The organism is Anaerococcus martiniensis, from assembly GCF_043187485.1.
GTDB lineage: Bacteria > Bacillota > Clostridia > Tissierellales > Peptoniphilaceae > Anaerococcus > Anaerococcus martiniensis.
This window is the reverse complement of the sequence record NZ_CP171106.1, coordinates 309,903-323,092: the sequence shown is the minus strand read 5'-3', so window position 1 is coordinate 323,092 and position 13,190 is coordinate 309,903. Positions and strand designations below refer to the sequence as shown.

Annotated in this window: 9 protein-coding genes; 4 read left to right on the top strand and 5 right to left on the bottom strand. The window is 31.2% G+C overall.

The window, feature by feature from the left end:
* Positions 1–4: 4 nt before the first annotated feature.
* Together ACF3NF_RS01655 and cuyB are read right to left on the bottom strand one after the other, a co-directional pair.
* Positions 5–1,843 carry an acyltransferase family protein gene (locus ACF3NF_RS01655; RefSeq protein ID WP_394023660.1) on the bottom strand — a complete coding sequence of 613 codons (1,839 nt, stop codon included), beginning with the start codon at positions 1,841–1,843 and terminating at the stop codon, positions 5–7.
* Positions 1,844–1,919: 76 nt separating this feature from the next.
* Positions 1,920–2,618 (bottom strand): cysteate racemase, encoded by a 699-nt coding sequence (cuyB, locus tag ACF3NF_RS01650; RefSeq protein ID WP_394023658.1) that lies wholly within the window; start codon positions 2,616–2,618, stop codon positions 1,920–1,922.
* 94 nt (positions 2,619–2,712) lie between these two features.
* Between cuyB and ACF3NF_RS01645 the strand changes: the two genes are divergently transcribed.
* Positions 2,713–3,903: a carboxylate--amine ligase gene (locus ACF3NF_RS01645; protein ID WP_394023656.1), complete on the top strand. Its 1,191-nt coding sequence runs from the start codon at positions 2,713–2,715 to the stop codon at positions 3,901–3,903.
* Positions 3,904–3,932: 29 nt separating this feature from the next.
* On the opposite strand, the gene ACF3NF_RS01640 is transcribed toward ACF3NF_RS01645, so the two are convergent.
* From ACF3NF_RS01640 to ACF3NF_RS01630, 3 genes are read right to left on the bottom strand one after another with little or no spacing between them, the layout of a single operon-like run.
* The gene (locus ACF3NF_RS01640; RefSeq protein WP_394023654.1) at positions 3,933–4,796 is read right to left on the bottom strand and encodes a DUF4300 family protein; all 864 of its coding nucleotides are present in this window, start codon (positions 4,794–4,796) and stop codon (positions 3,933–3,935) included.
* Between the two features lie 33 nt (positions 4,797–4,829).
* Positions 4,830–6,386 carry a 5-formyltetrahydrofolate cyclo-ligase gene (locus ACF3NF_RS01635; protein WP_394023652.1) on the bottom strand — a complete coding sequence of 519 codons (1,557 nt, stop codon included), beginning with the start codon at positions 6,384–6,386 and terminating at the stop codon, positions 4,830–4,832.
* A complete protein-coding gene (locus ACF3NF_RS01630; RefSeq protein WP_394023650.1) occupies positions 6,386–8,296 on the bottom strand; it encodes an alpha/beta hydrolase family protein in 1,911 nt (636 codons plus the stop codon). The genes ACF3NF_RS01635 and ACF3NF_RS01630 overlap by 1 nt, the downstream gene beginning before the upstream one ends.
* A gap of 115 nt (positions 8,297–8,411) precedes the next feature.
* On the opposite strand from ACF3NF_RS01630, the gene hpf reads away from it, so the two are divergent.
* The 3 genes from hpf (at position 8,412) to prfB (ending at position 13,153) form a co-directional block, all read left to right on the top strand.
* Positions 8,412–8,963: a ribosome hibernation-promoting factor, HPF/YfiA family gene (hpf, locus tag ACF3NF_RS01625; protein WP_262122052.1), complete on the top strand. Its 552-nt coding sequence runs from the start codon at positions 8,412–8,414 to the stop codon at positions 8,961–8,963.
* Between the two features lie 309 nt (positions 8,964–9,272).
* A complete protein-coding gene (gene secA / locus ACF3NF_RS01620; protein WP_394024428.1) occupies positions 9,273–12,035 on the top strand; it encodes a preprotein translocase subunit SecA in 2,763 nt (920 codons plus the stop codon).
* Position 12,036: 1 nt separating this feature from the next.
* A protein-coding gene (prfB, locus tag ACF3NF_RS01615; protein ID WP_394023648.1) for a peptide chain release factor 2 occupies positions 12,037–13,153 on the top strand; the annotation gives its coding sequence in 2 pieces (ribosomal slippage) (positions 12,037–12,111 and positions 12,113–13,153; 1,116 coding nt in all).
* Positions 13,154–13,190 lie beyond the last annotated feature (37 nt).

The window sequence follows — 13,190 nt, the reverse complement described above, 5'->3', positions numbered from 1 at the left end:
TTTTTTATTCAGAAACTTTATTTACATTAAGGATTTTTCTCATTATTAGTTTTGCAAAATCATCTGATCCCTCTACATTTGGATGGGTCCTATCTGGAGCTAAGAGATCTGGTCTATCTTTCACAAAACTTCGCCAATCCACTAAGTGAGCTTTGTCGTTTTTTTCTGTAAAGCTTTCTAAATTCTTATTTACATAGTCCATATAGGACTGGGTGTGAGATGTATTTACAAAATATACATCACGGCCGTCTGCAATTTGCATTATTTTTTCAAGGTCTGCTTGGTTTGCTGACCCATTTGATCCGAGTGAAACTAATATTATATCTCCTAATCCATAGTTATTTTTGATTTGAGATAGGATATCAGGACCAGAGACCATATCTCTACCAACTTCACCATCCAAGTAAAAGTTTGGAATAAATTTTCTAATGTAAGAGTCAGCATTAATAATTACTGAGTCACCAACAGCTGTTACATTGAGATTACTTAAATATTCTAATTCCTTTTCGCTAAAATCAAAATCATCATAGGATTTTTCTTTAAAATTATCATCTAATTTCTTAGTCTCCGGTAATGGTTTAGCTTCTTTTCTCTTAAATTTATCAGCGTTTTCTTTTTTATTTTTCTCAAGGATTTCTTTATTAGCTTGGTCAATTTTTTCTTGGCTTGCTTTTATATCATTTCGCAAATTGTCTATCTCATCATTTTTGCTATTTCCTAACACAAGAGAAGTTATTGATAAAATCACAAAAACAATAAGTGATGCCATTAGTATATATTTTCTTAAATTTTTTGACTTTAACAATTGGAAGCTTATTTCACTTAAAACTATTACAATCAAAAATTGGGCCAATAGATTTAATAAAATATTATCCATTAAGCTCGGTGCAAGATATACTACAAAAATTTGCACTATATATTGCCACAAGTATAAGTGAAAAGACCTATCTCCAATATAAATTAAAAAATTATATAAAAAAGTATGTTTTCGATGGTTAATTATATTTAGACGTTCATAGTTGTATAAAAAAGCTATCAAAATACCAACTGCTATTGTATATATAACAAAAACTGCATGGTATGATGATATATTTTTCCCATTGACTAGAAAAAATGGAATTACAATCACAAGTCCTAGAATTAATATTGCAATTTTGTAAGTAGATTCTGAAATTTGCTTGCTTTTTCCAAATTTTTCGTTAATCAAATAAGCCAGTATACCTATGCCAAATGCAGAAAATCTAGTATCAATGGCATAGTATATCCTTGTAATATCATCTGGTGATTTTCCAAATAAAAAGATCGATACAAAACTTATTATAGTTAGAATACTATAAACAAGTATTCTCTTATTATTTTTTTTGGGATTGTTTAAAAACTGGTCTATAATTAAAAATATCGCTATAAATTGCATATATAGGGAAACATACCACATATGCAAAAACATATTAAAATTGCCAAGTTGGTTAAAATAGTCATCTCCAGCTATGATTCTCCTGATATTTTCAAAGTTTAATGCAACTGGTAGGGCAGATTTAATACTATCATCAAAAATGGTCCTCGCAAAAGTAAAGGAAAATATGAGGGATGTTGCCATTATTAGGTAAACTGGAGATAAAATATTAATAAATTTTACTTTTAATTTTGTTTTTATGTCATAAGTTTTATTATCAGCAGTTTTTAATGTCAAAAACCCTGATAATACTAAAAATATAATAACTGCTAAGTAACCACCCGGCACAAAATGTGAATAGGTGTGAAATAGAGAGACTCCAAAAAAAGCAACTGCTCTTAGGATGGTCAGATAATTATATTTTTTATTAAGTTTAGTTCTTTTCTTCATAATGCCACCTCGTTAACAGAACAATTATAACAAAGTTGGCATTAAGATTTTATTAAGATATTATGAAGTTTGTAATTTATTTCTTATTTTTGATTTCAAATCCGGATTTTTTTATAGATTCATAAGCCAAAATATCCATGGCATCTATTACAAAATCATATGAGGTTATATTATCAATTAAAGATAGCTCAGTACAAGCTAAAATTATTGCATCTACCCTTGTATTTTTTAACTTTTTTATCATTTTCAAAAATTCAGGATGTGAAGTATCATTTGTTTCTTTTATTTTATAAATAGTATCCATGGTGAATTCTTTGATATGATCATCCATCGGGATAATATTTATACCAAGGTTCTCAGCATATTTTTCATATATACCACAAGACATAGTTGCTTTTGTACCTAAAACACCAATGTTTAAATCATTATTCTTTTTGCAATATAAAAGTGTTTCTTCAACCATATTGATAATATTTATATTTGTGTAATTTTTAAAGGTATCGTAATAATAATGCATGGTATTACATGGAATTGCTATGTTATCCACAGCTTGCTTTTCTAAGTTTTCTAGGTCTTCTTTTATTTTTTGAAGCAGAATTTCTTCATCCTTTCCAGTCAAAATTGCTGCTGTCCTATCTGGGATTTGAGGATCTGAAATTATTATGGTTGGTATATGGTCTTGGTCTTTGTCCGCCTTGGTATTTTTAACAATTTTTTGATAAAAATTTGCAGTACATAAAGGGCCCATGCCACCTAAAACTCCTAATTTTTTCATTATCTTCTCCTTACATGTATGATTTGCTTTTTATATTATACGATTATATAATATATATCACTATTAGCCCGTTTTTCAAATAATAGGAGTTTTTATGAACAAATTTTTACCAATAATCTTAGGGTCAGACCTAAATACATATTCAATAGCTAGAGAAATCCACGAAGCTTATAATATAAATCCAGTTGTAGCAACATCTATGATCTTGCTTCCATGTGTGGACTCTAAAATAATAAATTTTTATAAAAAAGAGAATTTTTCTAAGGATCCAGAAGTTTTTAAAGAAGTCATAAATGGTATTTATGATGACTATCAAGATAAGTATGAAAACTTTATAATCTTTGCACCAGATGATGTGATGAGGACCTTTGCCCTGAAAAATATTGAAAAACTAAAGTTCAAACCTCTTATGCCATATGCAGATATTAAAGTTATAAAAGGACTTGCCACAAAAAACGACTTTTATGAAAAAATAAATGACTTAGATCTTGCACCAAAAACCTTTGTTGCAAATAGGCAAAATTATTTGGATTTGGATTATCCAGAAGAAGTTTTTATTAAAGCAGATAATGATGTATTTTACAAAACTTTAGACTTTGAAGGCTGGCAAAAGGGTTATCATTCTAAATCATTAGAAGAAACTCATCAAATTTTGGCAAATATTTTTAATAATGGCTATGACTATAATATCCTAGTCCAAGAATTTGTAGCTGGAGGAGATGGGTCTGAGTACACAATCGAAGGCTACAGATCAAAATCTACCGTTTCTATGGCAATTTCAAGAAATATTCTTTTAGATAAACGTGTAGAATGGATTGGAAACTTTGTTGCAAAAATAGACTCTGATGAGAAAGTCCTTTTTGATTACGCAAGAGATATTGTTGAAAAACTTGGTGTCTATGGCTTATTTAATATTGATTTCAAAAAAGACACAAAAACAGGCAAATTTTATGCCTTTGAAATAAATCTTCGCCAAGGGCGCAGCCATTATTTTGCTAGCCTAAATGGAGTAAATACATCAAAACTTGCCATTGATGATTTGATTTTTGATAAGCAAGAAGAGATAATAGGGGACAAGAAATTTAGATATTACAACCTAGATTTAAAACAAACTATAGATAATCTTGATCCCGAGTTTAGAAAAGACTTTGAAGATGAGGATAGAAAGAAAAATTCAGAAAATCCTCTAATTTACAAAAAGGATTTAAAAATTAGCAGAAGATTAAAGATGAAAAAATATTTAGATAAGCTTAGCAAAGAAACTTTTGCAATTACTGAAATATAAAAATTCCCCTAGCTAGGGGAATTATTTTTTTATAAAACTTTATCATCTTCAAAAATGATGGGTTTTATTGGGTATTCTTCATTAGATGAATCATAAAGTTTCATCAGATAATCATATAAATCATCCTTGCTTTCAAAAATGATCACTTGATAGGGAGCTGTGAAGGCTAATTTTTCTACTAGCATATATCTGCTATCATTCATATGGAATAATACACCAGTATGGCCTATAAAAAGTTCGTTGGTATTTTCGTCAATATTTGAAAATACAAAAACAGAAATTACACTATAATTTTTATTATTAGGAAATGTAATTCCATTTTCTTTCCAAAAATCCTTTATTTTTTTGATTTGAAAATTCTGGTCATTTTTATTTTCAGTTGGGATGGCTGAGTAAAATTTGTTAAATTTTTCTATCTCATTCTTTTCTAAAGTAGGAACTAAATCACTTGAAAAACTTGTATTGTCTATTTCTACTACAGAAAGATTTGGGTCTTTCGTATTTTCTATAATTATTTTATCACCTATAAGACCAAAAGTAGTTATTCTGCAATTTGTACCAGTAAATTCTGGGTGCTTTTTAAAAAGATCATCTTGCATGGCATACACATCATATTCTTTTATATTATCTGCCTTTTCGTAGTCCCTATCTATTAAAAGGTCCTTGCTTACATTTTTGTTAAAGAAATCAACTTGTTTAAAAAACCTATTGATGTTTTTAGAATCTAAGTCACTTGCTTTCATTATACTTTTTAGGTCTTCTTTTGATTTTTTATTTAATAGATTGTTATAGACAAGTTTATTTCCATCATTTTGAGGAATTGCTGTATTAGTATTTTTATTACATCCTGTAATAAATAAAATCATTAGCAATATAGCAAATACTTTCTTCATTTCGCCTCCAAAAAAAGGGGCTATATAAGCCCCTTAAAAAATTTCTTTTTCTGTAATTATATAATCTAGTTTGTGGTCAAATTCATTAGTTGGTATTTGGTCTACTTCAACATCACTTGCAAAAAATCCTATGGATGTTGTTTTGTTAGTGTTTAGATACCTGTCATAATAACCACCACCATAGCCCAAACGGTGTTTATTTCTATCAAAACCAAGGCCAGGGACAATTGTTAGGTCTGGATTTTCGATAAATCTTACATTTCTTGATGTTGGGATATTAAATTCTCCAACCCCTAAATCATCTAAGGAATAAACTCTTACCGCTGTCATAAGTGCATTATCCGCATCTGTGATATATGGCACATATACATCCTTACCAAGTTCTAGAGATTTTTTGATGATTTCATAAGTATCAACTTCATCAGCCACTGATACGTAGATAAAGATTGATTGTGCATTGTGGAATAATTCTGAGTTTAAAAATTTGGTATAGATGCTATAGTCAATCATATTTTTTTGATTATAGTCCATATGGTATCTGATGTCTCTAAATCTTTTGCGTAATGATCTTTTATTCATATTATGACCTTCCTTTTTACTTTCATTGTTTTGATCATTTTTTGAACTAGCTAGTGTTGATTCTAAGGTTTGTTTAAATGTTTTATTTTCTTGTGCAAATCTATTTATCTCTTCTTCTGACTTAATTTTATAATTTTCTCTAGCTGCATCTATTAACTCTGCACCAGTTATCAAAATTGTGGAAACAAGGTTTAACCAGATGAAGAGGGCCAATATACCAGCAAGGGCTCCATAAACCACTGATTGTTTTGAAAAATTTGTCAAAAAGAATGAGTAGATGAATGTTGCTATATAAATAGTTACTGTTGCAAAGACCCCACCTAAAAGCGAATCCTTAAATGGCACTCGGTCTTCTTTATTATTTGGAGCAAATTTATAAAAAATTCCAAATACAGCCGATATAATAAAGATTGGAATTAGTATTACTGTTAGTCTAAATAATGGAGATGATAAAGTTTGGATTACTCTATCAAAAATTCCGCCAAAAGCTCTATCAGAAATACGTGTTAAAACTTGGTCATTTATAAAATTTAAAATGCTTGGCCCATAGATTTGTGAAACTAAGATAAATACTATAAATATTATAAAAATAATTGTATATAGGAGGGAGAGTAACCTTTGTTTTATAAATTTATTTTCTCCTTCTAAACTATAGGCCTTATTTATAGAGGTAATTAGATTATTCATCCCCTTTGTAGCCGACCAAAGGGCAAATAAAATTGTTATGATTGTAACTGAAGCGGATCCAGTATTTACAAACATGGTATCAATTACCCATTTGACCATGTCTTGAGAAGCTGATGGCAAAAAGTCTATTAGAGAATAAATAGCATCTACATTATTTTCTAAAACTTTTGAAACTACTGATACAAGGACCATCAAAAGTGGGATGGATGCTTGTAAAAAGTAAAAGGACAGGGCTGCAGAATTGTTAGCAATTTCGTGATTTTTAAACCTATAAACCATATCTGCTGTGGTTTTTTTTAATTTTACTTTTGTTTCTGTTTTCATTATTTTAAGTGCCCATCAAACCATTTTTTAATTTCTTTGAGTCTTTTTATTCTGCCGTGAGGTTTACCTGATCTTGATAATTCGTGGTTTTCACCATGGAAAACATACATTTTTGTATCAACACCATTTAATTTTAATTTGGTATACATTTGTAAACCTTGTTCTAGAGGACAACGGTAGTCTTCATCAGCGTGGATAAATAGGGTTGGAGTTTTTGCATTATCTGCATATTTTATTGGTGATTGTTCCCACATTTTATCTAAGCTATCCCAAGGATTTGAATCAGTTTGATCAGATCCAAAATAATATCCGATGTCAGAAACCCCATAAAAACTTGTCCAATTTGAAATAGATCTTTGAGAGCAAGCAGTCTTAAATCTGTCATTGTGACCAATTATCCAATTTGTCATAAAACCACCATAAGATCCACCGTATACACCAAGATTTTCAGTATCAATTTGTGGATATTTTTCAATTGCTAGGTCTAAAAATGTCATCAAATCTGAATAATCAATATCTCCATACTTACCACGAATATCAGAGAATTTCACTCCATTACCACTTGCACCATGTGGATTTGTATAAATTATAATGTAATCATTACTTGCAAAAACTTGGTGTTCGTGGTGGAAGATGTCGCCAAATTCTGTTTTTGGTCCACCGTGGATACTTAATAGGGTAGGGTATTTTTTATTTTTGTTAAATTTTGGAGGCAATACTACAAAACCAGTGAGTGTATCTCCGTTAGATTCAAATTCAAATCTTTCAGCTTCTCCGACATTTGATTTGACTTTATTTTTTACAAGTATGCGGTCATGTCCCTTTTTCTTAAGCTCAGATAAGCTTTCTCTACCCATGGATAGATAATAAATTTCATCACCATTGATAGCAAAATCTTCTACTTGATCATCTATTTCAAGATTTACATTGCCTTTTTTATCAATTGAATAAAGTTTTGTAGTTTCTTTTTGGGTCACAATGAAATATAACTTATCATTAGCTTTTAAGAAAGATTTACCTGACCCAAATCTTGCGTCAGTTCCTAGTGAGTTTCCAAAGGACATATCGAAATTACTATCAGTAATTTTTTCGTAATTACCTTCAAAATCGCAAGTGAAAATGAAAGAATCTTCGTTAATTCCTCCTTTTTTCATATCTGTACCTACAAATATAATTTTATCATCTAAGAATTCAGCAGTATAAAAAGAAAAAACTTTATCAATTAAAACTTTTTCAGTCTTGGTTTCAACATCTAAAAGTACTAGGCTATCTAGCTTTTCATAGACATTGTTATCATCATAATTTGCTTTTATATAGACTGCTTTTGTTAAATCCTCATTTAAGGCTAGGTATTGGATTTCGTTTGGAAATTTTGAATCTACTATTTTTGTTAATTTTTCGTCATCTGCATCGTAAAAATAATAAGCACTTGAATTTTTTTCTAGATAACCTTGGCCATTAAACCAAAATGGAAGGGTGTCTAGTTTTTCAAAATATTTATTTTTTTCTTTCTTATCCTTAGCTTTCTTATCTTCCTTTTCACTGGCATTGATTAAAAAAAGTTCATCTTTTAGCCACTTTATTTCTTTTACATCAAGATCTAAGTCGAAGATTTTTTTGCCTATGCCATAGCCATTATAGGATTTGAAGCTGTCTTTCTTAATACCTGAGTTTGATTTATAGATTAAATATGAATCTTCATCAAAAGTGTATGTTGAAATTTTTTCATTATCTGTAATAGGATAATTTTTATTTTCTTTTGTATCATAAATCCATAAATCTGTTTGGTATTTATTTTCATCATAATCAGCTTTGGTTTTTTTGTAGACTAATTTTGATCCATCCTTTGAAATTTCAAGGCCAGATAAAAATTCGTAGTCTAGTATATCTTTTATTTTTGTCTTGGTCATAAATTCCTCCAATTATTAATTTAATTATACATTAATTTTAATATTTTTTAAATTACAAACGTTTGCATATTTGTGAATTGGGTAAGTATATAAAAAGGAAAGAGGAGATGATGTTATGAAGATTAATTTAACAGGCAAAGATATTAATATCACTGACGATATTAGATACGAAGCAGAAAGAAAGTATGACAGACTTGATAAATACTTTTCTAAGGAGGAGGAAATAAATCTTCTAATTTCAAAAGAGGGCAATGGCTTTAAGGCTGAAGCAACCATGTTTTTGGATAAGGGACCTATCCTTCGTGCTGAGGCAGATGATGAAACTTATCAAAATGCAATCGATCAAACAATTGATGCTTTGGTAAGGCAAATTAGAAAACACAAAACAAGACTTACTAAAAATCGCCATCATGATTCAATAAGATTTGAAAATTTCGATGAAACTTTTGATGATGAATATAAAATTGACCAATCATATGATGATGAGATAAATATAGCTAGGACAAAAAATATCCCACTTAAACCAATGAATACAGAAGAAGCTGTAATGCAAATGGAGCTATTGGGCCATGACTTTTTTGTATTCTATGACCAAGAAGAAATGGATGTAAGGGTTGTTTATAAAAGACGCAAGGGAGATTATGGATTAATCGTTCCAGCTAGATAAAACTAGGGTGCAGACTTAAATAAATTATTTAAATATAATTTGTTTAACTTGCACCTTTTTTGTTTGAAAAATTCCCCCTAAAAAGGTACTATTATTAACAGAAAGTTATAAAAATACTTAAGTTTTAAACGCAGGGTCTTAAGTGACTAAGTCTACTGCGTTTTTTATATGTTAAGTAAATAAGATTTATAAAAAATCCACTTATATTGCAGTTTACAAAAATCATAATATACTTTAATATAATAGTGGTAAAACTTAATTATTTTAACCATTTACATAAATAATTAAGAGAATTGGAGAGTGAATAATTTGGCGATATTTAATTTATTTAAGTCATTTAGTCAAAAAGAAATTGATAACAACCAAAAAATTGTTGACAAAATCCTTAGCCTAGATGAATCTATGCAAAAATTGACTGATGAACAATTACAACACAAAACTATAGAATTTAGAGAAAGATTAAAAAATGGCGAGAGTTTAGATGACCTATTACCAGAAGCATTTGCTACTGTACGTGAAGCAAGTGATAGGGTTTTAGGTATGAAACACTACCCAGTCCAATTACTTGGTGGGATTGTTTTACACAATGGTCAGATTGCCGAAATGAGAACTGGTGAGGGTAAAACTTTAGTTGAAACTTGTCCAGCATATTTAAACGCACTTACAGGCAAGGGTGTGCACGTAGTTACAGTTAATGACTATCTTGCAAAACGTGACCAAGAATGGATGGGTAAAATATTTACTTTCCTAGGTATGACTGTAGGATGTATTGTTTATGGACTTACAAATAGTGAAAGACAAGAAAACTACGCTGCAGACATCACTTATGGTACAAATAACCAATTTGGTTTCGACTATTTAAGAGACAACATGGTTATCTACAAAGAAGATATGGTACAACGTGGCCTAAATTATGCTATCGTTGACGAGGTTGACTCAATCTTAATCGATGAAGCACGTACACCACTTATCATTTCTGGTCAAGGTGATGAATCTACAGATACTTATACAAGCGCAAATGAATTTATCCAAACACTTGAAGGTAGAATCTTAGACCCAAATGAAGATGCAGACATAGATCCATTTGACCGTGAATTTAAGGTAGAGGATGTAGATTTTCTAGTAGATGAAAAAAGAAAAACATCAAACCTTACAGAAAAAGGTACAGAAAAAGCAGAAAGATTTTTTGGAATTGAAAACTTATCTGATCCAGAAAACTTAGAGCTTTCTCACTATATCAACAATGCCTTAAAAGCAAATACAACCATGCATCGTGACATCGACTATGTAGTAAATAATGGCGAAGTAGAAATTGTAGATGAGTTTACAGGTCGTATCATGCAAGGTAGAAGATTCTCAGATGGATTACACCAAGCTATAGAAGCTAAAGAAGGTGTAGAAGTAAAAGCAGAATCTAAAACTCTAGCTACAGTTACCTTCCAAAACTACTTTAGAATGTATGATAAGCTTTCAGGGATGACTGGTACAGCAAAAACTGAGGAAGAAGAGTTTGACGAAATTTACAACTTAGACGTTGTAGAAATCCCAACAAATAGACCTATCCAAAGGGTAGATGATGTTGACTATGTTTACATCAATGAAAATGGAAAATACAGAGCAATTATTGATGAAATTAACAGAGTACACCCAACTGGCCAACCAATCCTTATCGGTACAATTTCAATTGAAGCCAGTGAAAGATTATCAAATGCCCTTAAAAAAGCAGGCATCAAACATACAGTTCTAAATGCTAAAAACCACGAAAGAGAAGCTGCTATCGTAGCAGAAGCAGGCCGCCTTGGTGCAGTAACAATTGCAACAAACATGGCAGGTCGTGGTACTGACATTATGCTAGGTGGTAATGTTGATGATATGGCTAAACAAAGACTTAAAAGAGAAGGCATGAGCGATGAACTTATTGAAGAAGTAGATTCATATGCAGAAACAGATGATCAAGAAATCCTAGAAGCCCGTAAGAAATTTAGACATTACAAAGATTTAATTAGACCTGGTGTAAAAGAAGAAGCCGAAAAAGTAAAAGAAGCAGGTGGACTATATATCATTGGTTCAGAACGTCACGAATCTCGTCGTATCGATAACCAGTTAAGAGGACGTTCAGGTCGTCAAGGAGACCCAGGACACTCTAGATTCTTTATCTCACTTGAAGATGACCTAATCAGATTAAATGGTGGGGAACAAGTAGCAAAATTCATTGAAAATGCAAATTTTGATGAAGACGAACCAATCGTATCAAGAATGGTAAGTAGATCAGTAGAAAAAGCACAAACTCGTGTAGAAGCAAACAACTTTGCAACACGTAAAAGAGTTTTACAATACGATGATGTTATGAATAAACAAAGAACAATTATCTACAATGAAAGACAAGATGTTCTTTATGGCCATGACATGAAAGAAACCATTATTGGTATGATTAAAGAAGTTATTACAGATAGTGTTTATAACTTTACAAATCCACAAATCAAACCAGAAAATTGGGAAATTGTGGCCCTATTAAACCACTTAAATGCTTTAGGGATACCAGTAACTCAATTACATTTTGAAAATATAAATGATTATAGCCAACAAGATCTAATTGACTACATCACAGAAGCTACTCTTGCAAAATATGAAGACAAAGAAGCACAATTTGGTTCTGAAAACATGAGAGAAGTAGAACGTGTAATCATGCTTAGAGTTATCGATCAAAAATGGATGGATCATATCGATGCAATGGATCAAATGAGAAAAGAAATCGGTGTTCGTGCAATGGGTAACGAAGATCCAGTACGTGCATATACAAACACAGGTTTTGATATGTATGAAGAAATGACCAGATCAATCCAAGAAGAAACTGTTAGATACATGATGAATGTAGAAATGAGACAAAATATCCAAAGAAAACAAGTTATGACTCCAACAACAGAACTTGGTCCAGAAATTGATGGAGATAGCAATGAGAAATCTAAACAAGCAGATGGATTAAGCGATGAAGCCGATCAAACAGAAGGACTTAATAGAGCTGAACGCAGAAGACTAGAACGCGAAAGCAAAAAATCTAATGTAAAGAAATAATATGGCAGAAATATATCAATTAAGAGAAACAATTGAAGAATTAACCGATACTATGAAACTAATCGGAGACTCTCTTTGACCCAGAAAATCTAGAAAATGAAGTAAAAGACCTAGAAAAACAGACCTTTGCTCCTGATTTTTGGGATGATAGCGACAAGGCACAAAATATTATGGCAGACCTGTCAGCCAAAAGAGAAGATTTAGAAAAATATCAAGAAATAACAAGTTCTTTGGCAGATAATACAGATTTAATAGACCTTGTAGAAATGAGTGAAAATCCAGAGTCTGCCACCCTAGATCAAATAGAAAATGATTTAGAAAAGCTAAAAAAAGAAGTTTCTACAATGAAACTAAAAACCCAGCTTGATGGGGAATATGACAAAAATAACGCTTTTATGGCTATAAACGCTGGGGCTGGTGGACTGGAAGCGACAGACTGGGCAGAAATGCTCCTTCGTATGTACACTAGATACTTTGATCACAATGGATTTAAATTTGAACTTACAGATATAAATAACGAAGAAGCAGGCGGAATTAAATCTGCAACCTTAAAAGTAAGTGGACCCTATGCCTACGGCTATTTAAAAGGTGAAAAGGGAGTCCACAGACTAGTACGAATTTCACCATTTGATAGTGGAGCGCGCCGCCATACATCATTTGTATCTGTAGATATTTTCCCAGAACTACCTGATAACACCGATGTAGAAATTGATTCAAATGATTTAAGGATTGACACATATAGGGCAAGTGGTGCAGGTGGACAGCACGTAAATAAAACTGATTCTGCAGTAAGAATTACTCATATACCAACAGGTGTTGTTGCAAGCTCCCAAGCAGAACGCAGCCAGATTTTAAATAGAGAAACTGCTATGAAACTTCTTTTATCAAAACTTATACAAATAAAAGAAGAAGAGCAAAGAGAAAAAATATCAGACATCCAAGGCAAATACACACAAATTGCCTGGGGTAGCCAAATTAGATCCTATGTTTTCCAACCATATACCTTAGTCAAAGACCACAGAACAAATTATGAAGTAGGAAATGTAGAGTCAGTTATGGATGGAGATATACAAGGATTTATCGATGCATATCTAGCAGAAAGTCACAAGGAAAATTAATTAGGGAGGATTTTATCCTCTCTTTTTTTAAAGGAGA

Excerpts from the sequence above, each read along its gene's own strand:
- ACF3NF_RS01635 (WP_394023652.1), bottom strand. The coding sequence starts at position 6,386 with ATGAAAACAGAAACAAAAGTAAAATTAAAAAAAACCACAGCAGATATG.
- ACF3NF_RS01655 (WP_394023660.1), bottom strand. The coding sequence starts at position 1,843 with ATGAAGAAAAGAACTAAACTTAATAAAAAATATAATTATCTGACCATC.
- ACF3NF_RS01645 (WP_394023656.1), top strand. The coding sequence starts at position 2,713 with ATGAACAAATTTTTACCAATAATCTTAGGGTCAGACCTAAATACATAT.
- cuyB (WP_394023658.1), bottom strand. The coding sequence starts at position 2,618 with ATGAAAAAATTAGGAGTTTTAGGTGGCATGGGCCCTTTATGTACTGCA.
- ACF3NF_RS01640 (WP_394023654.1), bottom strand. The coding sequence starts at position 4,796 with ATGAAGAAAGTATTTGCTATATTGCTAATGATTTTATTTATTACAGGA.
- hpf (WP_262122052.1), top strand. The coding sequence starts at position 8,412 with ATGAAGATTAATTTAACAGGCAAAGATATTAATATCACTGACGATATT.
- ACF3NF_RS01630 (WP_394023650.1), bottom strand. The coding sequence starts at position 8,296 with ATGACCAAGACAAAAATAAAAGATATACTAGACTACGAATTTTTATCT.